Source organism: Mycolicibacterium sp. CBM1, assembly GCF_054073305.1.
Window position 1 is genome coordinate 96,629 of record NZ_JBSXPP010000012.1, and the last position, 23,108, is coordinate 119,736.

24 protein-coding genes are annotated in these 23,108 nt (G+C 68.1%); 7 read left to right on the plus strand and 17 right to left on the minus strand.

Annotated elements, in window-relative coordinates:
* Nucleotides 1–80: 80 nt before the first annotated feature.
* The 4 genes from ACXDF8_RS17005 to ACXDF8_RS17020 all read right to left on the minus strand — a co-directional run bounded on the left by ACXDF8_RS17005 (nucleotide 81) and on the right by ACXDF8_RS17020 (nucleotide 5,226).
* Entirely contained in the window at nucleotides 81–1,400 is a 1,320-nt protein-coding gene (locus ACXDF8_RS17005) for an RNA 5'-3' helicase PhoH2 (RefSeq protein ID WP_457224448.1), read from the minus strand.
* Between the two features lie 186 nt (nucleotides 1,401–1,586).
* On the minus strand, nucleotides 1,587–2,414 hold the full coding sequence (locus tag ACXDF8_RS17010; RefSeq protein WP_457224449.1) for an acyl-ACP desaturase: 828 nt from the start codon (nucleotides 2,412–2,414) through the stop codon (nucleotides 1,587–1,589).
* 61 nt (nucleotides 2,415–2,475) lie between these two features.
* Nucleotides 2,476–3,942, minus strand: a complete 1,467-nt coding sequence (locus ACXDF8_RS17015) for a glycine hydroxymethyltransferase (protein ID WP_457224450.1) — start codon at nucleotides 3,940–3,942, stop codon at nucleotides 2,476–2,478.
* A 54-nt stretch (nucleotides 3,943–3,996) separates the two neighbouring features.
* Nucleotides 3,997–5,226 (minus strand): DUF885 domain-containing protein, encoded by a 1,230-nt coding sequence (locus tag ACXDF8_RS17020; RefSeq protein WP_457224451.1) that lies wholly within the window; start codon nucleotides 5,224–5,226, stop codon nucleotides 3,997–3,999.
* A gap of 30 nt (nucleotides 5,227–5,256) precedes the next feature.
* On the opposite strand from ACXDF8_RS17020, the gene coaA reads away from it, so the two are divergent.
* Entirely contained in the window at nucleotides 5,257–6,207 is a 951-nt protein-coding gene (coaA, locus tag ACXDF8_RS17025; RefSeq protein WP_457224452.1) for a type I pantothenate kinase, read from the plus strand.
* 7 nt (nucleotides 6,208–6,214) lie between these two features.
* Here coaA and ACXDF8_RS17030 read toward each other — a convergent pair whose 3' ends face one another.
* The 4 genes from ACXDF8_RS17030 to ACXDF8_RS17045 all read right to left on the minus strand — a co-directional run bounded on the left by ACXDF8_RS17030 (nucleotide 6,215) and on the right by ACXDF8_RS17045 (nucleotide 9,426).
* Nucleotides 6,215–6,637 carry a hypothetical protein gene (locus ACXDF8_RS17030; RefSeq protein ID WP_457224453.1) on the minus strand — a complete coding sequence of 141 codons (423 nt, stop codon included), beginning with the start codon at nucleotides 6,635–6,637 and terminating at the stop codon, nucleotides 6,215–6,217.
* Between the two features lie 73 nt (nucleotides 6,638–6,710).
* Nucleotides 6,711–7,124, minus strand: coding sequence for a hypothetical protein (locus ACXDF8_RS17035; RefSeq protein ID WP_457224454.1), 414 nt, complete (start codon nucleotides 7,122–7,124; stop codon nucleotides 6,711–6,713).
* A 102-nt stretch (nucleotides 7,125–7,226) separates the two neighbouring features.
* Nucleotides 7,227–8,597: a hypothetical protein gene (locus ACXDF8_RS17040; protein WP_457224455.1), complete on the minus strand. Its 1,371-nt coding sequence runs from the start codon at nucleotides 8,595–8,597 to the stop codon at nucleotides 7,227–7,229.
* 31 nt (nucleotides 8,598–8,628) lie between these two features.
* On the minus strand, nucleotides 8,629–9,426 hold the full coding sequence (locus tag ACXDF8_RS17045) for a (2Z,6E)-farnesyl diphosphate synthase (RefSeq protein WP_457224456.1): 798 nt from the start codon (nucleotides 9,424–9,426) through the stop codon (nucleotides 8,629–8,631).
* A gap of 54 nt (nucleotides 9,427–9,480) precedes the next feature.
* Here ACXDF8_RS17045 and trhA point away from each other — a divergent pair, with 54 nt between their 5' ends.
* Complete coding sequence (gene trhA / locus ACXDF8_RS17050) at nucleotides 9,481–10,221, plus strand: PAQR family membrane homeostasis protein TrhA (RefSeq protein WP_457224457.1); 741 nt, start codon at nucleotides 9,481–9,483, stop codon at nucleotides 10,219–10,221.
* Nucleotides 10,222–10,244: 23 nt separating this feature from the next.
* On the opposite strand, the gene ACXDF8_RS17055 is transcribed toward trhA, so the two are convergent.
* From ACXDF8_RS17055 to mca, 4 genes are read right to left on the minus strand one after another with little or no spacing between them, the layout of a single operon-like run.
* A complete protein-coding gene (locus ACXDF8_RS17055) occupies nucleotides 10,245–10,610 on the minus strand; it encodes a nuclear transport factor 2 family protein (RefSeq protein WP_457224458.1) in 366 nt (121 codons plus the stop codon).
* Nucleotides 10,611–10,620: 10 nt separating this feature from the next.
* Nucleotides 10,621–12,621, minus strand: coding sequence for a thioredoxin domain-containing protein (locus tag ACXDF8_RS17060; protein WP_457224459.1), 2,001 nt, complete (start codon nucleotides 12,619–12,621; stop codon nucleotides 10,621–10,623).
* Nucleotides 12,605–12,862 carry a hypothetical protein gene (locus ACXDF8_RS17065; protein ID WP_457224460.1) on the minus strand — a complete coding sequence of 86 codons (258 nt, stop codon included), beginning with the start codon at nucleotides 12,860–12,862 and terminating at the stop codon, nucleotides 12,605–12,607. The genes ACXDF8_RS17060 and ACXDF8_RS17065 overlap by 17 nt, the downstream gene beginning before the upstream one ends.
* Nucleotides 12,859–13,731: a mycothiol conjugate amidase Mca gene (gene mca, locus ACXDF8_RS17070; protein ID WP_457224461.1), complete on the minus strand. Its 873-nt coding sequence runs from the start codon at nucleotides 13,729–13,731 to the stop codon at nucleotides 12,859–12,861. The genes ACXDF8_RS17065 and mca overlap by 4 nt, the downstream gene beginning before the upstream one ends.
* Nucleotides 13,732–13,870: 139 nt before the next feature.
* On the opposite strand from mca, the gene ACXDF8_RS17075 reads away from it, so the two are divergent.
* The 3 genes from ACXDF8_RS17075 to ACXDF8_RS17085 all read left to right on the plus strand — a co-directional run bounded on the left by ACXDF8_RS17075 (nucleotide 13,871) and on the right by ACXDF8_RS17085 (nucleotide 15,697).
* Entirely contained in the window at nucleotides 13,871–14,305 is a 435-nt protein-coding gene (locus ACXDF8_RS17075) for a DUF4307 domain-containing protein (protein ID WP_457224462.1), read from the plus strand.
* Between the two features lie 230 nt (nucleotides 14,306–14,535).
* Complete coding sequence (greA, locus tag ACXDF8_RS17080; protein ID WP_457224463.1) at nucleotides 14,536–15,030, plus strand: transcription elongation factor GreA; 495 nt, start codon at nucleotides 14,536–14,538, stop codon at nucleotides 15,028–15,030.
* Between the two features lie 7 nt (nucleotides 15,031–15,037).
* Nucleotides 15,038–15,697, plus strand: coding sequence for a GOLPH3/VPS74 family protein (locus ACXDF8_RS17085; protein WP_457224464.1), 660 nt, complete (start codon nucleotides 15,038–15,040; stop codon nucleotides 15,695–15,697).
* Here ACXDF8_RS17085 and ACXDF8_RS17090 read toward each other — a convergent pair.
* The 5 genes from ACXDF8_RS17090 to ACXDF8_RS17110 form a co-directional block, all read right to left on the minus strand.
* Nucleotides 15,689–16,861 (minus strand): cystathionine gamma-synthase, encoded by a 1,173-nt coding sequence (locus ACXDF8_RS17090; protein ID WP_457224465.1) that lies wholly within the window; start codon nucleotides 16,859–16,861, stop codon nucleotides 15,689–15,691. The genes ACXDF8_RS17085 and ACXDF8_RS17090 overlap by 9 nt on opposite strands.
* 27 nt (nucleotides 16,862–16,888) lie before the next feature.
* On the minus strand, nucleotides 16,889–17,500 hold the full coding sequence (locus ACXDF8_RS17095; RefSeq protein ID WP_457224466.1) for an Rv1078 family RDD domain-containing protein: 612 nt from the start codon (nucleotides 17,498–17,500) through the stop codon (nucleotides 16,889–16,891).
* 27 nt (nucleotides 17,501–17,527) lie between these two features.
* Entirely contained in the window at nucleotides 17,528–18,037 is a 510-nt protein-coding gene (locus ACXDF8_RS17100) for an Rv1078 family RDD domain-containing protein (protein WP_457224467.1), read from the minus strand.
* A gap of 157 nt (nucleotides 18,038–18,194) precedes the next feature.
* Nucleotides 18,195–19,589 (minus strand): cystathionine beta-synthase, encoded by a 1,395-nt coding sequence (locus ACXDF8_RS17105; RefSeq protein WP_457224468.1) that lies wholly within the window; start codon nucleotides 19,587–19,589, stop codon nucleotides 18,195–18,197.
* A 33-nt stretch (nucleotides 19,590–19,622) separates the two neighbouring features.
* A complete protein-coding gene (locus ACXDF8_RS17110) occupies nucleotides 19,623–20,681 on the minus strand; it encodes an alpha/beta hydrolase (protein WP_457224469.1) in 1,059 nt (352 codons plus the stop codon).
* 189 nt (nucleotides 20,682–20,870) lie between these two features.
* Here ACXDF8_RS17110 and ACXDF8_RS17115 point away from each other — a divergent pair, with 189 nt between their 5' ends.
* Both ACXDF8_RS17115 and ACXDF8_RS17120 read left to right on the plus strand, forming a co-directional pair.
* The gene (locus tag ACXDF8_RS17115) at nucleotides 20,871–21,836 is read left to right on the plus strand and encodes an SGNH/GDSL hydrolase family protein (RefSeq protein WP_457224470.1); all 966 of its coding nucleotides are present in this window, start codon (nucleotides 20,871–20,873) and stop codon (nucleotides 21,834–21,836) included.
* A gap of 48 nt (nucleotides 21,837–21,884) precedes the next feature.
* On the plus strand, nucleotides 21,885–23,102 hold the full coding sequence (locus tag ACXDF8_RS17120) for an acetyl-CoA C-acetyltransferase (RefSeq protein ID WP_457224471.1): 1,218 nt from the start codon (nucleotides 21,885–21,887) through the stop codon (nucleotides 23,100–23,102).
* The last annotated feature ends 6 nt before the right edge of the window (nucleotides 23,103–23,108 follow it).

The window sequence follows — 23,108 nt, forward strand, 5'->3', positions numbered from 1 at the left end:
TGACCGATCCCTGGCACCGGCGCAGTGGGGGTTGGCACTACCGGCGATGTACGGCTAGCGGCGTGGTGACCGCAGCAGCGTCACGGCAGAGCGCCGGGGCTGATCTCCTCGAGCATCTCGGTGACCAGGGCGGCGATCGGCGAGCGTTCGCTGCGCATCAGGGTGATGTGTGCGAACAACGGGTGGCCCTTGAGCTTCTCGATGACCGCCGCGACACCGTCGTGGCGACCGACGCGCAGGTTGTCACGCTGGGCCACGTCGTGGGTGAGCACCACCCGCGAGCCGCTGCCCAAGCGCGACAGCACGGTCAGCAGCACGTTTCGCTCCAGCGACTGCGCCTCGTCGACGATCACGAAGGAGTCGTGCAGGGACCGGCCGCGAATGTGGGTCAGCGGCAACACCTCGAGCATGCCGCGGGACTGCACTTCCTCGAGCACTGCTGGGCTCGCCAGCCCTTCGAGGGTGTCGAACACGGCCTGCGCCCAGGGGCCCATCTTGTCGCTCTCACTGCCGGGCAGGTAGCCAAGCTCCTGCCCGCCGACGGCATACAGCGGGCGGAACACCACGACCTTGCGCTGGGTACGTCGCTCGAGTACCGCCTCCAATCCGGCGCACAGCGCCAGCGCCGATTTACCGGTACCTGCCTTACCACCGAGGGAGACGATGCCGACGGACTCGTCGAGCAGCAGATCCAGGGCTACGCGCTGTTCGGCCGACCTTCCCCGGAGGCCGAACACCTCGCGATCCCCACGTACCAGCTGAACCTTCTTGTCGGCGTTGACCCGGCCCAGCGCGCTGGAGCTGCCGCCGAGCAGCCGAATACCGGTATGGCAGGGCAGGTTACGGGCATCGGCCAGATCGATCTCCCCCTCGGCGAACAGCGCGTCGATGTCCTCGGCGGCGACGTCGAGTTCCGACATCCCGGTCCAGCCCGACGTGATGACGTCCTGGGCGTGGTATTCGTCGGCCGACAGGCCCACCGCGCCGGCCTTCACCCGCAGCGGAATGTCCTTGCTGACCAACGTGACTGCCTTGCCTTCGGCGGCGAGGTTGGCGGCAACCGTCAGGATCCGCGCGTCGTTGCTCTCGGTCCGGAATCCGGCCGGCAGCACCGCAGGGTCGCTGTGGTTCAGTTCGACATGCAGCGTTCCGCCCTGCGTCCCAACGGGAATCGGCTGATCGAGGCGACCATGCTCCAGACGCAGGTCGTCGAAGAGCCGCAGCGCCTGTCGGGCGAACCAGCCCAGCTCATGGTGGTGGCGCTTGGCTTCCAGCTCACTGATGACCACGAGCGGTACCACCACTTCGTGTTCGGCGAACCGGGTGCACGCCCACGGGTCGGACAGCAAGACGGAGGTGTCGAGCACATAAGTCCGAATGGGCGACTGCGAATCGATCACTGGGCGCTCCTCAGACCCGCGCGGCCCCGCACGAATCCCTCGGCGGACACTGCGGCACCAGGACCGGGGCCGGTCCTGTCGTAGTCGAAACGAAAGGTGCCGCCCGGACAGCAGAGCATGTCGCTAGCCATCACCAGGGACGCTACTCCGGTCCCCGCCCGCGCGCCGCTCAGGCGCGCCGCCGTGTCAGGCGAGGACGAACTTCTTCAGTACGGACTCGCCGTCGAGGCCCCACGCCTTGATGCGGTCGGAGACCACCTGGCGGGCGTCGTCGAAGCTGAAGATGCCGGCCTGGGCAACGTTGTGCAGCTTGTCCTGATACTCGAAGATGTCGCCGCCGACGACACCGAGTCCGCCGGCCCGGCGCGCCACCGCGGAGATCGTCGAGTCGCGGTGGGTCTCGAGGCAGTGCGCGACGAGGTTGTGGAAGAACTCCTCGTGCCGCTCCTCGTCGTTGGCGATCCGGCCGATCAGGCCCTTGAGGACCGGCTCGTCGACCTTGGCCTCGAGGTTGCGCAGGAACACCGCGTGCGCCCGCTCGTAGAGCGCCATGAACACCAGCGTCTCGATCTGGGTGTAGTTGTCGGCCCGGTAGCCGCGCATGACGTGCGCGACGCGGACGTCCTCGTTGGCGGTCGGATCGAAGTTGCGGGTAACGACCAGGTACTCGCGGATCGCGATGGCGTGCAGGTTCTCCTCTGCGGTCCACCGGCCCATCCAGCGGCCCCACTTGTCCTCGAGGATGAAGTGCTCGACCAGCTCGCGGTGATAACCCGCGAGGTTGTCCTTGGTGACCAGGACGATCTCGCAGGCGTCGACGACGTCGGAGGGCAATGTCACCTGAGAGGGATCCCAGTCGGTTCCGCCCAGGAAGGCGAAGTTCTCACCCTGGTCGAACGGGACGTAGTCGTGGGCGTACCACTCGTCCGCGGTGTCCAGGTAGCGGGCCAGATTGTCGGCGACAACCGGCTCGAGCTCAAGGGTCAGCGCATTAGGGACAGGTTTCTGTGCCATGCGGTTACTGTAACTCACCGACACGGCTGTTGAAAAACCGTGAGGCCCGGCGTTTCGCGGATTACAGCGTCAGTCCGGGGTATAGCGGATTCGCCGCCAGCAGCTCGGCGGCCGCGGCGTGCACCCGCTGCGCCGTCCCGTCGGCAAGCACGTATTTGGCCTTCGAGCTGCCGTCCGGCTGGGTGTTGGACAGCACCTCCACCACGAGCTCGGCGACCCGGTCGAATTCGGCCGGCCCGAAACCGCGTGTCGTCAGCGCCGGGGTGCCGAACCGGATGCCGCTGGTGTACCAGGCGCCATTGGGGTCGGCCGGGATGGAGTTCCGGTTGGTGACGATGCCGGAGTCCAGCAGGGCGGACTCGGCCTGCCGCCCGGTCAACCCGAACGACTGGACGTCGAGCAGCACCAGGTGATTGTCGGTGCCATCGGTGACCAGTCGGGCCCCGCGGCGCATCAGGCCCTCGGCGAACGCCTTGGCATTGTCGGCCACCCGCTGGGCGTAATCGCGGAACGACGGCTGGCGCGCTTCAGCGAAAGCCACGGCCTTGGCCGCCATCACATGCGAGAGCGGGCCACCCAGCACCATCGGGCAGCCTTTGTCGACGGCCGCCGAGTACTCCTCGGTGGCCAGCACCAGACCACCGCGCGGGCCGCGCAGCGACTTGTGCGTGGTGGTGGTGGTGACGTGCGCGTGCGGCACCGGATCCTCGTCACCGGTGAAGACCTTGCCGGCGACCAGGCCGGCGAAGTGCGCCATGTCGACCATTAGCGTGGCGCCGACCTCGTCGGCGATCTCGCGCATCTTGGCGAAGTTGACCCGGCGCGGATAGGCCGAGTAGCCGGCGACCAGGACCAGCGGTTTGAATTCGCGAGCGGTGGCGGCGACGGCGTCGTAGTCGATCAGCCCGGTCTGCGGATTGGTGCCGTAGCTGCGCTGATGGAACATCTTGCCGGAGATGTTGGGCCGGAACCCGTGGGTCAGGTGACCGCCGGCGTCGAGTGACATGCCCAGCAGTCGCTGGCTGCCGAGGCGGGCGCGCAGCCGCTCCCATTCCGCCTCGGAGAGGTCGTTGACGTTCTTCACGCCCAGATCGCTCAGGGCGGGGGCCTCGACCCGGGTGGCCAGGATCGCCCAGAACGCGACCAGGTTGGCGTCGATACCCGAGTGCGGCTGGGCATAGGCGTACGGGGCGCCGAAGAGCTCGCGCGCGTGCTCGGCGGCCAGGCTCTCGACGGTGTCGACGTTCTGGCAGCCGGCGTAGAACCGGTGCCCGACGGTGCCTTCGGCGTACTTGTCCGACAGCCAGGTGCCCATGGTGAGTAGCACAGCCGGGGAGGCGTAGTTCTCGCTGGCGATCAGCTTGAGCGAATCCCGTTGATCGGCAAGCTCTTTGCGGGTGGCCGCGGCGATTCTCGGCTCGACGGACTCGATGACCTGAAGTGCCGCGCGGTAGGCCTCGCTGGCGGTAGCGGCGTAGTCGGCACCCGGGGCGGCAGCCGAAGGGGAAAGCGTCGAGTCAGCGGTCATGACACAAGCGTATCGGCCCTGCCAACCGCCGTTGAACTGCCCGGTCCGGCCCGGTCAGACGCGCAATGCCGACGGGATCAGCGGCTCGTCCAGTAATCGGCCGAACCGCTCGGTGAGACCCACCTCCGCGGGCCTGGCGTCGAGCCAGGCCCGCAACAACCGGTAGCCCTCGACATAGGTGGAGGTGTAGGCCCGCCACAACGGGGAGGACAGGAACCGCAGCATTTGGCGGGCACGGGTGTCGTCGACCAACAGCCAGCGTTTCAGGAAGGCGACGACGTCGTCGACGTCGCGGTGTTCGTCGTGCAGCATCAGCGCCGCGTCCTGACGCACATCAGCGAGCAGAAGCCCAGCGTCCGCCAAAATCTCGGCGCGCTCCCCGTCGAACCGAAGCCCCAGATCGGCATAGATCTCGCCGGCCCAGCGCCCCCAACCTCCGTTTCCCCCCGTCGCTCCGGCCCCGACCGCGGCGTGCAGCGCCAGGTCGGCCAGCCCCTCGGCCATCAGGCACTGTGGCGTGTTGACCAAGAAGATGGTCTGCTCCTGCTGGTCGCCCGCCGCCACCAGGCCGGCCTCCTTGCGGCAGTGCTCGGTGTGGTGGCCCGGGTAGGACTCGTGGGCCACCAGCCGGGGCAGGTTGGCCATCTGCTGCTTGAGGTCGGCGTTGACCGCCACCGTCGAGCGATAGTCGCCCTCGTAGTAGTTGAAGCCTGACCAGGGCTTGTCGGTGACCACTTCGTAAGTGATCGTCTCGGCGTCCGGCAGAGGGTATGTCGCGCGCACGATGTCGCGCAGCGCGCTGGAGAAGGCATGGATGCACTCCTCCAGGCGCTGCGGTGGGATCTCGTCGGCGCGGCGGTGGGCTTCCATCCGCTCGGCCAACGGCCCGGTCCCGCCGAGAACCTCGTCGAGGCGGGCATGGGCGGCGCGATAGCGCTCCTCGTCACCGCGGGAGATCTCGACGTCGAAGTAGTTGCGGACCTCGTCGACGAAACCGACCGGTTCACCGGCGAACTTGCGCGCCGAGAAGCCCAGCGCCCGCAGATGGGCACCGATGAAGTCGGCGCGCTGGTCGGTGAACCCCTCGGTGCGGGGAACATTCGGCAGTTCGGCGAGCAGGCGGTCGGCCTGTCGGGCCAGCTCGGCCGGTTCGGGCGCGGGTTCGTCGGCGACGGCGCGCCACAGTTGGGGGTCGCCGGTGAAGGCGTCGACGTACCCCTCCTCGATGCGGTCGAACCGCAGGCCGAGCGTCAGGTAGTCGCGGATGAGGGTGCCGGGCTGCATGGCAACCAAGCTAACTGCAACACTGACAGCATGGCGCGGCTGAGTGAACCCAGCCCTTATGTGGAGTTCGACCGGAGGCAATGGCGCTCGCTGCGCATGGCGACCCCGCTGAAACTCACCGAGGACGAACTGGTCGGGCTGCGCGGCCTCGGTGAGCAGATCGACCTGCTCGAGGTCGAAGAGGTCTACCTGCCGCTGGCACGGCTGATCCATCTACAGGTGGCGGCCCGGCAGCGGTTGTTCGCCGCCACCGCGGAGTTCCTCGGGGATTCGGCGGGCGAGCCGCAGCACAACCCCGACCGTCCGGTGCCGTTCATCATCGGGGTGGCCGGCAGCGTCGCGGTCGGGAAGTCGACCACCGCGCGTGTGCTGCAGGCGCTGCTGGCCCGCTGGGAGCATCACCCCCGCGTCGACCTGGTCACCACCGACGGATTCCTCTACCCCAACGCCGAGCTGGCCCGTCGAAACCTGATGCACCGCAAAGGTTTTCCAGAAAGCTACGACCGACGGGCGCTGATGCGGTTCGTTACGTCGGTGAAGTCGGGTTCGGACCAGGTATGCGCCCCGGTGTATTCACACCTGATCTACGACATCGTGCCGGGCGAGAAGCATGTCGTCACCCACCCCGACATCCTGATCCTGGAGGGGCTCAACGTCTTGCAGACCGGCCCCACGCTGATGGTCTCGGACCTGTTCGACTTCTCGGTGTACGTCGACGCCCGCATCGAGGACATCGAGCACTGGTATGTCGAGCGTTTCCTGGCGATGCGTGCCGGTGCCTTCGCCGACCCCGCGTCGCACTTCCATCACTACGCCGGACTGACCGATCAGCAGGCGGTGGCCGCGGCCCGCGACATCTGGCGCTCCATCAACCGCCCGAACCTGATCGAGAACATCCTGCCGACCCGCCCGCGCGCGACGCTGGTGCTCCGCAAGGACGCCGACCACGCGATCAACCGGCTGCGACTGCGCAAGCTCTAGCGGCAATTCAGTTGGTCGGCGCGCCCGTCAGCGGGTTGAGCCGCGACACCGGCATCGGGAACGAGAATTCGGGTTCGGGCGCCTCGGGCCGGTCGTACAGACCGATCGAGTACACCCCGGCCGAGTAGACCGTCATCGGCAGGTGGTGGGCGAAGACCCGGAATTTCACCGGCACCCCCGGGGTGTCGGGCCACTGCCAGGCGAATTCCAGCAGCCCGACCCGCTCCCCCTCCGGCGACTTGGCAATGATGTAGCGACGCGGCTCGTAGTCGGTGCCGCCCTGGGTGTGCACCGCGAGCACCAGCGGAACGGTGATCTGCGCCGGCAGGCTTTCCACATAGCAGCTGGTCATCGGGAAGCCCTCCGCGGTGACACCGCCGGCCTCTTCCAGTGCTGCCTTGCGTGCTGGCGCGAATGCGACGACCTGCATGCTGCCTCCCTAATGACCGTCCCCTGTGTACGGCCAACCTTAGCCAGCACGTCGTCGCGCACGCGGCGCACGGTCAGGTCCGCAGCCGTCGCAGCCCGAGGTACTGCACAGCGGCGAACGCGGCGCAGTAGAGCGCGCTGGCCAACGTGGCGAGCACGCCGAACGCGGTCAGCGGCAACACCCCCGCGGTGGCCGCGGCGACGAAACCGACCGTGCCGACGACGTTGAACAGCGCCAGCGCGGTGCCGACTCGGCGCAGTTCGGGCGCGGCGGCCAACGCGTACACCACGAGTCCGTAGAGCACGAACGCCGCACCGACGGCATACTCCTGCACGGCGCTCAACCCGCTGAGCCGGGACAGTGGGTCAGCCGTCGTGGCGATGCCCAGGCCCAGGACGCCGGTGATAGTGGCGTCCAGGCGCATCGCGAAGCGCAGCAGGGAATCGGTGGAATCCGATAGTGGTCTGGTGGTGATGACGGCGGTCATGGGAGCGGCTCCTCGTCGAGCAGTGGGTGGGACACCCTCGACGCTGCTCAGGGTGCACTGCCAGATCGACGCCCGGCGCTGCCAGTTGCTGCCAACCGCAGCTCAGGAGCGGGTGACGGCTTCCTGGGACCGCAGATCGTTGGCGATCAGCCGGGCCGCTGCGTTCTGCCAGTTGTGCAGCGAGCGCTGCGGGACTTCGGTGACGAACCACTGCCAGGCCTGCTTGGCCACCGGGTCGAGGCCGGCTGCGGTGGCGTTCTGCGCATAGGCGCGCACACCGACGACGTACGGGAAGTACAGCGAGTTGTAGTAGCGCCATTGCTCGGTGGTGCCGAATTCCCCGGAGTCGCGGGGCTTGAGCCGCCCGATGCGATCGGCGAGCAGAGCCTTGAGTTCGTTGGCCCGTTCCAACGGCTGGTCGGGCCCCCCGCGCGCGACCAGCCTGCGGTCGATCTCCGGCAGCTGTGTCAGCGGGCTGGCGACGAGCTTGGACAGGTCGCCGTAGTGGCCCAGCGCGCGGCGGGTCAGCCGGACGAAGGTCTCCTCGTCAAGATCGTCAAGCGGGTTGGGCGAGACCAACGGCAACGCCGCCTCGGTGCTGCGCAGCGCGGCACGCTCGGCGGCCAGCCGCGGCGAGCGGGAGAACGCCAACCGGTCCAGCAGGCCGGCCAGCGGATCGGCCAGCACGTTGATCGAGATGGCGACGGCCAGGGTGGTGAACAGCAGCACGGTCAGTGCGGTACGCCCTGGCCCGTCGGTCCCGGTCACCGCCATCCCGATCAGCGCCTGCCCGCCGAAGAGCACCGCGACCACCAGCGTGCCGGCGATCGAGCGCAGCATGTCCGAGCGCAGCGCCTGCCCCTCGTCGAACGCATCCCACAACGCGACAGCCACACCGAGCAGCAGTACGTCGACCCCCGTCGAGGCCAGGGCCAGCCAGCTCGGGACCAGCCCCAGCGGGATCACCAGGATCGCGTTGCCCAGGGCGAAGAACAGCGTCGCGATGATCACCACCCCGGCGACCCGCACCGGCTGACACGGCCGGCGCACCGCGACCACCATCGCACCAAGGGTCGACAACGAGATGGCGCCGAACATCACCCAGTGCCCGGCCCGCAGCGGGCCGTCGACGCCGCCCGCCATGCCGGCACCGAGCAGGGTCAGCGCCGCGACGACCGCGACGAGTGACAGTTCGGTGGCCCGGCTGCGCCAGGTGTCGAGGGCCCGGGCCAGTTCCAGGACGACGGCGAACCACGCCACCCCGGGCACCGCGACGAGGTAGACCTCGACCCGACTGAGCAGCTCAGCATGGGCCACGCTGACCACCCGGACCGCGTCCAGGGCCACCACGGCGGCGAAGCCGCACAGCCCGACCGAGGCCAGCGCCAGCACCAGCTTGCGGGGATCGCGGGCCAGCAGGTACAGGCCCAGCCACCAGCTCAGCGTGAAGACCACCGCCGACAGCGCTGCCATCCCATCAGTGTGGCACGGCGGCGACCAGGAATTACATGCCGAATCGGCGGTGTCTGCGGCTGTAGTCGCGCAGGGCGCGCAGGAAGTCGACGCGGCGGAACGCCGGCCAGTGCGCCTCGGTAAACCACATCTCGGAGTAGGCGCTCTGCCACAGCAGGAATCCGGACAGCCGCTGCTCCCCCGACGTGCGGATCACCAGGTCCGGGTCGGGCTGGCCGGAGGTGTAGAGGTTCTCCGAGATCCCGTCGATGGTGACGGCCTCGATGAGTTGTTCGGCGGTAGCGCCGTCGGCGAGCCTCTTGCTGAGCAGGGCACGCACTGCGTCGACGATCTCCTGGCGGCCGCCGTAGCCGACGGCGACGTTGACGTGGAAGCGTGCGGTGGCGGCGGTGAGGGCGGTGCTGTCGACGGCGTCGCGCAGCCGGCGCGCAGGTTCCTCACCCAGGAGCTCGAGATCGCCGACAGTGCGCACGCTCCAGTGATTGGTCGGCTCGCAGATCTGCTCGACGACATCGGTGATGATCTCGATCAGTTCCGCCAACTCATCGGGGTCGCGCTGCAAATTCTCGGTGGACAACAGGTAGACGGTGGCCATCTCGATCCCCGCCTCGGCGCACCACCGCAGCATCTCGGCGATCTTGGCCGCGCCCATCCGATAGCCATAGCTGACATCGTCGTGACCAGCGTCACGAGCCCACCGCCGGTTGCCGTCGCACAAGACCGCGATGTGCCGCGGGAGCTCGGACGTCGAGCGCGTCAGCTCGTGACGCAGCCGCATCTCGTAGAGCCGGTAGGCCGGGTCCTTGAGTCGCGGGGGAATGATCTCCACGAAAATCCAGACTACTGTGGCCAACAGGTACCCCCGGGCGCACATGGAGGTGACATGACCGCAGGCGTCGACACCACCGATCCCCGTCGGTCGCAGTCCTCGGGTCGCGACGCCGAAGACTTCCCCGAGGCCGTCGTAGGCGCCGCGGTCGAGTTCTTCGGGAAACCCCGGCTACGCGGCTGGATTCACGTCTACGCCGCCGTGATCGCGGCCATCGCCGGTGCGGCGCTGGTGTCGGTGTCGTGGTCGGTGAAATCTACCCACGCCGGTATCGCCACCCTGATCTACACGCTGACGATCGTGGCGATGTTCACCGTCAGCGGCACCTATCACCGGGTGAACTGGACGTCGCCGAACGCCCGTAAGTGGATGAAGCGCCTCGACCACTCGATGATCTTCATCTTTATCGCCGGCAGCTACACGCCGTTCGCGGTGCTGGCGCTGCCGGAGCGCAGCGGCGCGGTGTTGCTGTCCATCGTCTGGACCGGCGCACTGGCCGGCGTGCTGTTGAAGTGCTTCTGGCCCTCGGCGCCGCGGTGGGTGGGTGTTCCGCTCTACCTGCTGTTGGGCTGGGTGGCGGTGTGGTTCATCGTGCCGATCATGAACGGCGCCGGGGTCGCGGCGATGGTGCTGTTGATCGTCGGCGGCGCGCTCTACAGCGTCGGCGGCGTGCTCTACGCCCTGAAGTGGCCCAACCCGTGGCCCACCACGTTCGGCCACCACGAGTTCTTCCACGCGTGCACCGCGGTGGCGGCGATCTGCCACTACATCGCGATGTGGTTTGCGGTCTTCTAGGTCCCCGACGTTCGGGGGCCGCGCTACAGCTGCGTGACGTTCTCGGGGCCCCAGTAGGCCTTCATCGACGTGACCTGTCCCTCGCCGTCGAACGTCATCACCTCGATGACCTCGATCCGCATTGCCCCGGCGACCGTCAGAGCGAACAGGAAAGCCGCCTCTTGTCCACCGGAGCGGAAGGTGAGCAGCTCCGCCTCGACCGGCGCGCCCTCTACAGCCTTGTAGAAGCCTTCGATCGCGTGCCTGCCGATGTGGACTTCACCGCCGCCGACCGGGTCTTCCAACGTGGCGTCCTCGGCGTACAGCGCGGCGACATCGGCCGCATTGCCGGCAGCGACGGTGTTCAGGTAGCGCCTGACGAGGGCTTCGACATCGAGGGCATCGCTCATGCGCCGAACGCTACACGGACACCCCGAGCACGTCGGCGAGTTCCCCGGCGCCGGTGACCGGAAGGTCACAGGTGCGGCCCCGGCAGACGTAGGCGGCGTCGCGGCCGCCGATGCGGTCGCGCCCGGCCAGCAGCGGCGCAGAGTCGACGGGGCCGCCGACGACGATCGTGCCGCCGGGCGCCATTCGCCTTGCCGCGGCGAGCAATTCGGAGTCCGGACCGTCGACGGCGACGGCGATCTGCAGCGGCCCGCGGACCGCGGCCTCGGCCACCGTCAACCAGTGGCCGGCCGAACGCGGCGCACGCGCCAACAGCGGCGAATGCACCGCCAGGGTGGCATGCGCGGCCGGCCCGTACTCGGCGGCACGGTCCCCGTCAGCGATGTGGGCGATGGTCAGCAGTGCCTCGGCGATCAACGACGCACCCGATGGCGTAGCACCGTCGAGCGGGTCGGCGGGGCGGACCATGAGCTGCTCGGCGTCGTCGGCGGTGTCGAACCAGCGGCCCGGCTGAGCGGGGTCGGCGAAGTGCTCGAGTGCCACCCCGATGAGGTCCGCGGCGATGTTCAGCCACGACGCGTCCGCGGTGAGTTGGTACAGCGCCAGCAACCCGGTCGCCAGCGCGGCGTGGTCCTCGAGGATCGCCGCGCTGTCACCCACCACACCGCTGAGGCTGGCCCGGCGCAGCCGGCCGTCGACGACGTGCAGGTCCACCAACGCCTCCGCGCAGCGCACCGCGGCGGCCAGTAGCGACGGATCATCAAGGGCCACACTGGCTTCGGCTAGCGCGGTAATCGCCAGCCCATTCCATCCGGTGACGATCTTGTCGTCGCGGACGGGCTGCACCCGGGTGAGCCGGGCCGCCAGTAACGCGGCGCGCACCCGCTCGAAGCGCTCGGCGTCGCCGGGCTCGGCCGGCAGTTGTAACACAGACATCCCGCGTTCGAAGGTGCCGGCTCCGGTGACTGCGAAAACCTCTGCGGCCCAAAGCCCGTCGTCGTCTCCGAGAACCTCTCGGAGCTGCGCGGGGTTCCACACATAGGTCGAACCTTCCACACCTGCGGCATCGGCGTCGAGCGCGGAGGTGAACATCGCGCCGTCGGCGAGGTCCTCGATCAGGAACCTCGCGGTCTGCTGCGCGACCCGGCGGGCCAGCGGATCACCGGTGCGCCGCGCCCAGTGCGCGTAGGCCCGCAACAGCAGCGCGTTGTCGTAGAGCATCTTCTCGAAATGGGGGACCACCCAGTCGGCGTCGACGCTGTAGCGCGCGAAGCCGCCGGCCAGCTGGTCGTAGATCCCACCGCGCGCCATCGCGGTGCCGGTACGGACCGCCGCCGCCAGCGGCACCGGCGAACCGGTGCGTTCGTGCGCGCGCAGCAGCGCTTCCAGCACTGCGGACGGCGGGAACTTCGGGGCGCGACCGAAGCCGCCGCGCTCGGTGTCCTCGTCGCGCAGGATCGCCGCGACGGCGTGATCGCACAGCGCGGGGTCGATGTCCGGCCCGCCGCCGGGCAGCCCGGCGGCCATCCGGCGAAGTTCGCTGGCCACCTGGTCGGAGGCCTGCTCCACCTCGTCGCGCTGGGTGGCCCAGGTGCCGGCCACCGCGGTCAGCAACTGCAGGAACTGCGGCTTCGGGTAGTAGGTGCCGCAGAAGAACGGCCGGCCGTCCGGGGTCAGGAAACAGGTCATCGGCCAGCCGCCCTGACCGGTCATCGCGACGGTGGCGTTCATGTACACCGCGTCGAGGTCCGGGCGCTCCTCCCGGTCGACCTTGATGCAGACGAAGTCGGCGTTCATCGCCGCAGCCACTTCGTCGTCTTCGAAGCACTCGTGAGCCATCACGTGGCACCAGTGGCAGGCGGCGTACCCCACCGACAGCAGGATCGGCACGTCACGGCGGACGGCTTCGTCGAGCGCCTCGGGTGCCCACTGCTGCCAGTGGACTGGATTGTCGGCGTGTTGACGCAGGTAGGGGCTGGTGGCCCCGGCCAGTGCGTTACTCGCCGGACTCACCCGCGGACTTCCCGGGGCCGGCGTCGTCGGTCGCTTCGGACGCCACCTCGACGGGTTCGGAGTCGAAACTCTTGGGCAGCTTCTTGAGGTGGCGGTTCATCGACCACACCAGGATGAAGACACCGATCAGCAGGATCACCACGACCAGCAGCCCCAGCGGGCTGGCCTTGCCAAAGTCCGGGCCGGTGTTCTTAGGCGCGTCGGCCAGCACCGACACGGCCGTCAGCAGCAGGTCATTCACTCAAAGATCTCGATTCCGGCGAACAGGTCGTCTTCAGGTATTTGGGCAGGGACCCTGGAGCGCGCCAATTCGAACTCCTCAGTGGGCCACAATCGCTGCTGCCACTCTATGGGCGTCGCGAAGAAGAATCCGCTCGGGTCGATCTGGGTGGCGTGCGCCTTGAGCGCCTCGTCGCGCTGCTGGAAGTAGTCCGAGCACGCAACCCTGGTGGTGACCCGGCCGGCGAAGACGTCGATCTCGGGATCCCACTTCTCCAGCCAGCTGGCGAACGGGCCTTCCTGACCGTTCTTGGCGAACTCGTCCTGCAGCAGCTGCAGCCGGGCGCGCAGGAAACCGTGATTGTAGTAGAGCTTGCTGACCGTCCACGGCTCACCCGCATCGGGATAGAGCCGGAAGTCGGCGGCGGCTTCGTAGGCGGCGACGGAAACCTGGTGGCACCTGATGTGGTCGGGGTGTGGGTAGCCGCCGTTCTCGTCGTAGGTCGTCATGACGTGCGGACGGAAGTCGCGAATCACCTTGACCAGCGCGGCTACCGACTCCTCCAGCGGCACCGTCGCGAAGCAGCCCTCCGGAAGGGGTGGCAGCGGGTCGCCCTCGGGCAGTCCGGAGTCGACGAAGCCCAGCCAGTGGTGTTCGACGCCGAGGATCTCGGCCGCCTTGGCCATCTCGTCACGGCGCACGTCGGCGATGCGTCCGCGCACCTCCGGCAGGTCCATCGCCGGGTTGAGAATGTCGCCACGCTCGCCGCCGGTCAGCGTCACCACCATCACCCGGTGACCCTCGTCGGAGTAACGCGCCAGCGTCGCCGCGCCCTTGCTGGACTCGTCGTCCGGGTGAGCGTGGACGGCCATCAACCGCAGTTCGGTCACTTCTCCCCTGTACTTGTCTGCGCTGTTAGGTGCCTTACGTGGTGCTGTAACGCTCTCAGCACGTCCTATAGTCCAATAGTTCCATCCGGGGCGTGGATACCCGTAATTGCGCCCGCACACGAGAGATGCACTGCACACCATGACCCAAAGCCCGCCCCAGCTACCCGAATCGCGGTACGGGCGCCAGGGGATGCCGCCGGCCACCCGCCGGCGGGTGGCATTTGCGCTGGGTGTGCTGGTTCTCGCCGCCGGTGTCGTGCTGGCACTGATCGCCTACCAGCGGTTCGAGGGCAACGCCGTCGAGGGCACGATCGCGTCGTATCAAGTACTCGACGACGAGACTGTTGCGGTGACGATCAGCGTGACCCGAAAGGACCCGTCGCGTCCCGCGCACTGCATCGTGCGGGTGCGCTCCCACGACGGCGCCGAGACCGGCCGCCGCGAAATCCTGGTTGCCCCCGCTGAGGCAGCAACGGTGCAGATCACCACCACTGTCAAGTCGTACAAGCGGCCGTTCGTCGGCGATATCTACGGCTGCGGAACCGACGTGCCCGGGTACCTCGTCGCGCCCTGAAAGCCGGCCGCGCAACCAACGGCGAACTGCGAAACCATGAAAACTGCCGGTCGGTCCGGTGGTAGACTTTTCGGATACACGGTTCCTGCTGGGGCCGTGTATTGCTTCATTAGCGCGTTTGCTCGCGGCTCTTCGATGGCAATACACGCGGGATGACCCGCATGTTCCCAGCAGTGACGACAGACTGCAACGCGAACAGCGCGGAACCAACCAACGAGGAGCGCGACGAGATGACCGATACCCAGGTGACCTGGCTGACCCAGGAGTCGTACGACCGGCTCAAGAACGAGCTGGACCAGCTGATCGCCAACCGACCGGTCATCGCCGCCGAGATCAACGACCGGCGCGAAGAGGGCGACCTGCGGGAAAACGGCGGCTACCACGCCGCGCGCGAGGAGCAGGGCCAGCAGGAGGCCCGCATCCGCCAGCTGCAGGAGTTGCTCAACACCGCCAAGGTCGGCGAGGCCCCCAAGCAGTCCGGTGTGGCACTGCCCGGTTCGGTGGTCAAGGTCTACTACGACGGCGACGAGTCCGACACCGAGACCTTCCTGATCGCCACCCGCCAGGAAGGCATCGACCACGACAAGCTCGAGGTGTACTCGCCCAACTCGCCGCTGGGCGGGGCGCTGCTGAACGCCAAGGTCGGCGACACCCGCGAGTACAACGTGCCCAGCGGCAAAACGGTGAAGGTGACGCTCGTCAGCGCCGAGCCGTACCACTCGTAGCTCGGCGGTGGCGCGCATAGCCGAAGACCTTCTTCTGCTGTTGCTGGACAACGCCGCCGCGCAGCCTGTGCTCGACCGAGGGCGGGTGCAGCGGTTGCTGGCGGCGGCGGTACTACTGGACTTGGCCTATGACTGCCGGGTCCGCCCGGCGCTGCCGCACGAGCCGATTCCCGCCGACCACCTGGTCGCGCTGGCCGGCCCTCCCCCGCTCGATCCGGTGGTTCGGCCCGCGCTGAACCTGCTGCAGCGTGCGCCGATCACCGCGGCGACGGCAATCACCAGGCTGCGCAAGCACACCGAGGACCAGGTGCTGGACCAGTTGCTGCGCACGGGTCAGCTGCATCAGATGGCGCTGTCGTCGCATCGATTCCGGCGCAATTCGTATGCCTGGCCGCTGGCCAGTCGCGCGCGGGTGGACCGGGCGCGTTCGGCGCTGCTGGCGGCGTTGTTCGACGGGCACCGGCCCGGCCCGGCGACGGCTGCGATCGTCTCGCTGCTGCATGCCGCCGACGGGCTGGGCGCACTGCTGTCGCTCAACGACAGGGGCTGGCAGTGGGTGATGGGCCGCGCCAGCGAAATCGCAAGGGGCACATGGGTTGACGATACGAAGATGGCTGACGTGAACCTGGCGGTGACCACTGCGGCCGTTCGGACCGCGCTAACCTAACGCCTGTTCCAGATCGCCCAGTAGGTCTGCCGGGTCCTCGATACCGACCGAGAGCCGGACCAGGTCGTCGGGCACTTCGAGTTGCGAGCCGGCAGTGGACGCGTGCGTCATCGCGCCGGGATGCTCGATCAGCGATTCGACCCCGCCGAGGGACTCGGCGAGAATGAAAACCTCCGTGCGCGCACACAATCGGCGCGCAGCCTCAGCGCCGTCGCGCATCCGCACCGAGACCATGCCGCCGAAGCCGCGCATCTGCCGGGCCGCGACGTCGTGTCCCGGATGGCCGGGAAGGCCCGGATAGAGCACCCGGCTCACCGCGGCGTGCCCGGCGAGAAACTCGGCGACCTGCGCGGCGTTGGAGCTGTGCCGCGCCATCCGCAGTTCGAGCGTCTTGAGACCGCGCATGGTCAGATAGGCGTCGAACGGTCCGGGCACCGCGCCCGCACCGTTCTGCAGAAACGCGAACTTGGCATCGAGTTCCTCGTCGTTCGTCACCAGCGCGCCGCCGACGACGTCGGAGTGGCCGCCGATGTACTTGGTCGTCGAATGCAGCACGATGTCGGCGCCCATGGTCAGGGGCTGTTGCAGCGCAGGCGAGGCGAAGGTGTTGTCCACCAGCACCGTGATTCCGGCGGCCGACCCGATCTCGGCGATAGCGGCGATGTCGGCGATCGACAACAGCGGGTTGGTTGGCGTCTCCACCCAAATCAGCCGGGTGTCGGCGGTGATCGCCGCGCGCACCGCGTCGAGGTCGGACAGCGCCACCGGGGTGTGCCGCACGCCCCATTGGGTGAACACCTTGTCGATCAGCCGGAAGGTGCCACCGTAGGCGTCGTCGGGGATGACCACGTGGTCACCAGGACGCAGCAGGGCGCGCAGGGCGCAGTCGGTGGCCGCCATGCCGGAGCCGAACGCCCGCCCATACGTGCCTTCCTCGACCGCGGCCAGCACGGCCTCCAGCGCGGAGCGGGTCGGGTTGCCGGTGCGGGCATATTCGAACCCGCCCCGCAACCCGCCCACTCCGTCCTGGGCGAACGTACTGCTGGCGTAGATCGGAGCGTTGACCGCACCGGTCGCCAGGTCAGGCCGGTATCCGGCATGGATGGCCTTGGTCGCGAACCCCTGGGCCCGGTGGCGGTCAATGGCACTGCGCTGCTCACTCATCGGTATCGAGCCTATCGGCTCGAGACGTCAGAGCGGCACGCAGACCGTCGTCATGATTTTATCGGCGAGCGTCTGCCGCTTGGCGTCCCACAGCGGGAACAGGTAGCCGATGTAGCAGATGATGCTGTCGACGATGTGGGCGAGTTGGCGCACGATCGACAACCCGAATCCGATCGGCTGGCCGGTCTTCTCGCTGATCACCTTGAACTTCAGCACCGACTTGCCGATGCTCGAGCCCGTCGTGCCCTGCCGATAGCCGTAATTCCACAACGCGAACGCGAAAGCGGCCAGACCGAACACGAACGACAGGATCAGCCCCAGCGTCGACGGCTGCGACGTGCAGTACACCCCGTAGCTGTTGTCGGTGCTGTCAGAGGTGCAGTTGTTCTCGCCGGTGGCGTACATCAGGCCCTGGCCGACACCGGAGAGGACCACCACCGGGATCACGTCGATGAACCAGGCTCCAACCCGCTTGATCCAGGGTGTGTAGGCGTCCTTGGGCAGCGCGCCGAACTGCCCGGCGCCGCCGGGGGGCGGCGGTGGGTAGTTGCCGGGTGGCGGCGGTGGGTAGTTGCCGGGTGGCGGCGGCGGGTAGTTCCCGGGCGGGGGCGGCGGGTAGTTACCGGGGGGTTGTGTCATGGGTGTCCTTCTCTAGGAGGGCGGGGTCTACAGCGGGAGGCACACAGTAGTCATGATCTTGTCGGCCAGAGTCTGCCTCTTTGCGTCCCACAGCGGGAACAGATAGCCGATGTAGCAGATGATGCCGTCGATGATGTGGGCCAGCTGGCGCACGATCGATAACCCGAATCCGATCGGCTGGCCGGTCTTCTCGCTGACCACCTTGAATTTCATGATCGACTTGCCGATGCTCGAACCGGTCGTGCCCTGCCGGTAGCCGTAGTTCCACAGCATGTACGCCAGGCCGATCAGCACGGAGACGCTGAACGCCACCGTCCCCAGCGTCGAGTTACCGGTGGCGCAGAACTCGTTGAGCTGGTAGTCGGAACTGTCTGCGACACAAGCGGTTTCCTGCGTCGCATCTTGGATGCCGTAACCGATACCGACGATCACCAGGTACGGCAGGTAGTCGATGACCCACGCCACCACGCGGGTGAACCACGACGTGTAGGCGCTTTGCGGCAACCCCGGCGGGGGGCCCGGCGGTAGTTCGGTCATGACGCCTTCCACTGAAAGAGTGCACACCTGAGCTAAAGCGGCATAAATGTACCTGAGCGGATGCCGGGGATTGCCGCAAAGCGCAATCTTCACTTGCCCGTTACGCCGTCATCGGCGGCCCGGCCGGCGCCGCACCGATCTTTGCGGACGACGCCCGTCAGCGCCGGCGCGAGCCGTCGGACAAGAAGCCGAGCAGGTCGTGCCGGGTGATCACACCGACGGGCTTGCCCTCCTCGACGACCATCACCGCATCCCAGTCGCGCAGCGCCTTGGCCGCGGCGCTGACGAGCTCTCCCGCGCCGATCAGCGGTAACGCCGGGCTCATGTGCAGCGACACCGCGTCGGCCAGTTTGGCCCGTCCCTCGAACACCGCGGACAGCAGTTCACGCTCGGAGACGCTGCCGGCCACCTCACCGGCCATCACCGGCGGCTCGGCCCCCACGACCGGCATCTGCGAGACGCCGTACTCGCGCAGGATGCCGATCGCGTCGCGCACCGTCTCCTGCGGGTGGGTGTGCACGAGATCAGGCAGCGCGCCGGACTTGCCGCGCAGCACGTCGCCGACGGTCGGTTCGTGCATCGAGCCGTCCAGCCGGGTGCGCAGGAAGCCGTAGGACGACATCCATGCGTCGTTGAAGATCTTGGACATGTAGCCGCGGCCACCGTCCGGCAGCAGCACCACCACGAGCGAATCGGGGCCGGCCTCCTGGGCCACTTTGAGCGCGGCCACCGCGGCCATCCCGCACGAGCCGCCGACGAGAAGAGCCTCTTCACGCGCCAGTCGGCGGGTCATGTCGAAAGAGTCGGCGTCGGAGACGGCGATGATCTGGTCGGGCACGGTGGGGTCGTAAGCGGACGGCCAGAAGTCCTCGCCGACGCCCTCCACGAGGTAGGGCCGTCCGGTGCCGCCGGAGTACACCGATCCCTCGGGGTCGGCACCGATGATCGTGACCTTCCCGCCGGACACCTCCTTGAGGTAGCGGCCAGTTCCGGTGATGGTGCCGCCGGTACCCACGCCGGCGACGAAGTGCGTCACCTTGCCGTCGGTGTCGGCCCAGATCTCCGGGCCGGTGGTCTCGTAGTGGCTGGCGGGCCCGTTGGGGTTGGAGTACTGGTCCGGTTTCCAGGCACCCTCGATCTCGGTGACCAGCCGGTTGGAGACGCTGTAGTAGCTGTCCGGGTGGTCGGGCGGCACGGCGGTCGGGCAGACGACGACCTCGGCGCCGTAGGCGCGCAGGACGTTGCGCTTGTCCTCGCTGACCTTGTCCGGGCAGACGAACACGCATTTGTAGCCGCGCCGCTGGGCCACCAGCGCCAGTCCGACGCCGGTGTTGCCCGACGTCGGTTCGACGATGGTGCCGCCGGGCTTGAGCTCACCGCTGGCCTCGGCGGCGTCGATCATCTTCACGGCGATGCGGTCCTTGGCGCTACCGCCGGGGCTGAGGTACTCGATCTTGGCCGCGACCACCCCCGAGCCGGGCGGCACGACGGAGTTCAGTTGGACCAGAGGGGTGTTGCCGATCAGCTCGCTGATGTGCGCCGCGATTCGCATGCCTACATCGTGTCAGGCCTCGGGCCCGCCGGTTCAGCCGGTGGCTTCGCGGATGTATTCACCGATCTGACGCAGCGAGCGCTTGGCTTCGGGGATGAGCGGCGCGGCCAACTGGAAGTCGTGGATCTGGCCGGGCCAGACCCGCACCTCGGTGGGCACTCCCGCGGCGGCCAGTCGGCGGGCCGCCAACCGGGCGTCGTGCAGCAGCACTTCCGATCCCGACACATGAATCAGGGTGCGCGGTAGGCCGGGCTCGATGTGGTCGAGCGGCTCGTACACACCCTCGGGTTCACCGTCGACGACGTTCTTGGCGGCCGCCCGCGCCACGAGCGCCACCAGGGCGTCGAACGCCTTGGGCGGGAACATCGCATCGGTGTGGCTGTTCGGGTGGGACTGCTTCTGCTCCTGGTCGAGCTGCAGCAACGGCGAGATGGCCACCAGCGCGGCGGGCAGTTCGCCCTGAGCCTGCAGGCGCTGGGCCAGCGAAAGCGCCAGGTAGCCGCCCGCGGAATCGCCGGCCAGCACAATCTGGTCGGGCTCGTAGCCGCGTAGCCGCAGCCACTGGTAGGCGTCGTAGCAGTCGTCGATGGCGTTGCCGATGCTGTGCTTGGGGATCAGTCGGTAGTCGACGACCAGCACCGGGGAGTCGGCGAATTTCGACAGCGCGACGGAGATCCGGCTGTGCGAATTCACGCCACAGGTGAGGAAGGCCCCGCCGTGCATGTAGAGCACCACGCGGCGGCTGCCGTCGGCGGGCAGCACGCCGGGGGCGCGCACGAGTTGCGCGGAGGCATTCGGCAGGCCCACGGTGGCCCGCACGGTGCCGGGGGTCGGCAACAGTGCCCGCGCGACGAAGTCGACGAGGCCGAACGGCCAGGGCCAGTGCGGGACGTGGCTGAGCACCGCCAGGGTGGGCCACATGGTGATGCGGGTACCGGCCGAGACGAGTCGGGCGGCGATGCTGGGTCCGCTCTCGACGACCTCGACGGGGGCACCGTCGCTGACGGGGTAGCGGCGATGCGCGCTGGCTGGGTGGACGCCTGGATGAACACGGTGGGGGGCAGTGGCCCGGACCTTGCTGGGTGCGGTCATCGTCAACACTCCCTACGTCGTTGTAGATGTGTCTCCGGGTCGACGAGCGAATCCCGGGAACTTAGCTTGCCATCCGTATTACGTATAACAACTAACGATCTGAATTCTTACCGGATCTGATACCTGTCTGTAATCGCGGGTCCACCGGCGCGACCGGATTGACGCGCTAGCAGCACTTAAACTGGTCGCGTGGGAATGCACGCACCGCGCCGGTCGACGACGGCGCTCGCGGTGGCAGGAGTTCTCGCATCTACCGGCACCGCCGTGCTGGGTGCGCGCAGTTTGCTCAGCGAACAGGCCGACCAGGCCCGCAGCGTCATCCCGAAGTCCTTCGAGGTACCACCCCGAGCTGACGGGGTGTACGCCCCCGGCGGTGGACCGGTCCGGCGCTGGGAACGCGGTGTGCCGTTCGACCTGCATCTGATGGTGTTCGGTGACTCGACGGCCACCGGTTACGGCTGCCGCAGCGCCGACGAGGTACCGGGCGTGGTGATCGCACGGGGACTGGCCGAGGAGTCCGGCAAGCTGATTCGGCTGTCGACCAAGGCCATCGTCGGCGCGACATCGAAGGGGCTCTCCGGGCAGGTCGATGCGATGTTCGTCGCCGGTCCCCCACCGGACGCGGCGGTGATCATGATCGGCGCCAACGACATCACTGCGCTTAACGGACTTGGCCCGTCAGCTCGCCGGCTCGGAGCCGCAGTGCAGCGCCTGCGTGCGTCGGGCGCGGTGGTGGTGGTCGGGACGTGCCCGGATTTCGGCGTCATCACCGCCATTCCGCAGCCGCTGCGTTGGGCCACCCGATCGCGCGGTCTGCGCCTGGCCCGCGCGCAGGCCGCCGCGGTGCGCGCGGCGGGCGGACTTCCCGTCCCGCTGGCCGACCTGCTGACACCGAACTTCCTGCAGACCCCCGAGCTGATGTTCTCCGAAGACGGCTATCACCCGTCGGCGGCGGGATATGCGTTGGCCGCCAATCAGTTACTGCCCGCGTTGTGTCATGCGCTCGGTGAGTGGACGGGAGCGACGGTTCCCGATCTGCCCTGGGCGACGCGCTCGGAGGGCATGGTGCTCACCGACCGGCTCGGGCCGTTGACCAGGCTGCTGCGCAGGAAGACCACCGGGGTGCCCGCACCGATCGTGGTACCCGCGAGTTAGGTTCGTGGCAGTCGCAGCTGCATAACCCTGCACAACAAGGAGTCCTCCATGCCCGAAGCCGTCATTGTTTCCACCGCCCGCTCACCCATCGGCCGCGCGATGAAGGGCTCGCTGGTCGACATCCGACCCGACGATCTGGCCGCCCAGATGGTGCGCGCCGCCCTGGACAAGGTGCCCGGGCTGGACCCGAAGGAGATCGACGACCTGATCATGGGCTGCGGTCAGCCCGGCGGCGAGGCGGGCTTCAACATCGGTCGCGCCGTCGCGGTCGAGCTCGGCTACGACTTCATGCCCGGTACCACGGTCAACCGGTACTGCTCGTCATCGCTGCAGACCACCCGGATGGCGTTCCACGCGATCAAGGCCGGCGAGGGCCATGCGTTCATCTCGGCCGGCGTGGAAACCGTGTCGCGCTTCGGGAAGGGCAACGCCGACGGGTGGCCCGATAGCAAGAACCCGCTCTTCAATGACGCTCAGGCGCGCTCGGAGGCCGCCGCGGCAGGCGCCGAGGAGTGGCACGATCCGCGCGAGGACGGCCTGCTGCCCGACGTGTACATCGCGATGGGCCAGACCGCCGAGAACGTCGCGCTCTTCACCGGGATCAGTCGCGAGGACCAGGATCACTGGGGCGTTCGGTCGCAGAACCGCGCCGAGGAGGCCATCAAGAGCGGTTTCTTCGAGCGCGAGATCGTGCCGGTCACCCTGCCCGACGGCACGGTCGTCAGCACCGATGACGGCCCTCGGGCCGGGACCACCTACGACAAGATCAGCCAGCTCAAGCCGGTGTTCCGGCCTAACGGCACGATCACCGCCGGTAATGCCTGCCCGCTTAACGACGGCGCGGCGGCGCTGGTGATCGTCTCCGATACCAAGGCCAAGGAGCTGGGCCTGACCCCGCTGGCGCGCGTGGTGTCGACCGGGGTGTCGGGGCTGTCGCCGGAGATCATGGGCCTGGGCCCGATCGAGGCCGTCAAGAAAGCGCTGGCGAATGCCAAGCTGTCGATCTCCGACATCGACCTATACGAGATCAACGAGGCGTTCGCGGTTCAGGTGCTGGGTTCGGCGCGGGCGCTGGGGATGGACGAGGAGAAGCTCAACGTCTCCGGCGGGGCGATCGCACTGGGGCATCCGTTCGGCATGACGGGTGCGCGGATCACCGCCACGCTGCTCAACAACCTGCAGACCTACGACAAGACATTCGGCATCGAGACGATGTGCGTCGGCGGCGGCCAGGGCATGGCCATGGTTATCGAGCGCCTGTCCTAGTCGCAC

Bases quoted from the DNA above. Each gene is read 5' to 3' on its own strand.
- trhA (WP_457224457.1), top strand. From the start codon at position 9,481: ATGACCGCAGGCGTCGACACCACCGATCCCCGTCGGTCGCAGTCCTCG.
- ACXDF8_RS17010 (WP_457224449.1), bottom strand. From the start codon at position 2,414: ATGGCACAGAAACCTGTCCCTAATGCGCTGACCCTTGAGCTCGAGCCG.
- ACXDF8_RS17040 (WP_457224455.1), bottom strand. From the start codon at position 8,597: ATGGCAGCGCTGTCGGCGGTGGTCTTCACGCTGAGCTGGTGGCTGGGC.
- ACXDF8_RS17055 (WP_457224458.1), bottom strand. From the start codon at position 10,610: ATGAGCGATGCCCTCGATGTCGAAGCCCTCGTCAGGCGCTACCTGAAC.
- greA (WP_457224463.1), top strand. From the start codon at position 14,536: ATGACCGATACCCAGGTGACCTGGCTGACCCAGGAGTCGTACGACCGG.
- ACXDF8_RS17095 (WP_457224466.1), bottom strand. From the start codon at position 17,500: ATGACACAACCCCCCGGTAACTACCCGCCGCCCCCGCCCGGGAACTAC.
- ACXDF8_RS17110 (WP_457224469.1), bottom strand. From the start codon at position 20,681: ATGACCGCACCCAGCAAGGTCCGGGCCACTGCCCCCCACCGTGTTCAT.
- ACXDF8_RS17105 (WP_457224468.1), bottom strand. From the start codon at position 19,589: ATGCGAATCGCGGCGCACATCAGCGAGCTGATCGGCAACACCCCTCTG.
- ACXDF8_RS17015 (WP_457224450.1), bottom strand. From the start codon at position 3,942: ATGACCGCTGACTCGACGCTTTCCCCTTCGGCTGCCGCCCCGGGTGCC.
- ACXDF8_RS17090 (WP_457224465.1), bottom strand. From the start codon at position 16,861: ATGAGTGAGCAGCGCAGTGCCATTGACCGCCACCGGGCCCAGGGGTTC.
- coaA (WP_457224452.1), top strand. From the start codon at position 5,257: ATGGCGCGGCTGAGTGAACCCAGCCCTTATGTGGAGTTCGACCGGAGG.
- ACXDF8_RS17075 (WP_457224462.1), top strand. From the start codon at position 13,871: ATGACCCAAAGCCCGCCCCAGCTACCCGAATCGCGGTACGGGCGCCAG.
- ACXDF8_RS17035 (WP_457224454.1), bottom strand. From the start codon at position 7,124: ATGACCGCCGTCATCACCACCAGACCACTATCGGATTCCACCGATTCC.
- ACXDF8_RS17120 (WP_457224471.1), top strand. From the start codon at position 21,885: ATGCCCGAAGCCGTCATTGTTTCCACCGCCCGCTCACCCATCGGCCGC.
- ACXDF8_RS17100 (WP_457224467.1), bottom strand. From the start codon at position 18,037: ATGACCGAACTACCGCCGGGCCCCCCGCCGGGGTTGCCGCAAAGCGCC.
- ACXDF8_RS17020 (WP_457224451.1), bottom strand. From the start codon at position 5,226: ATGCAGCCCGGCACCCTCATCCGCGACTACCTGACGCTCGGCCTGCGG.
- ACXDF8_RS17030 (WP_457224453.1), bottom strand. From the start codon at position 6,637: ATGCAGGTCGTCGCATTCGCGCCAGCACGCAAGGCAGCACTGGAAGAG.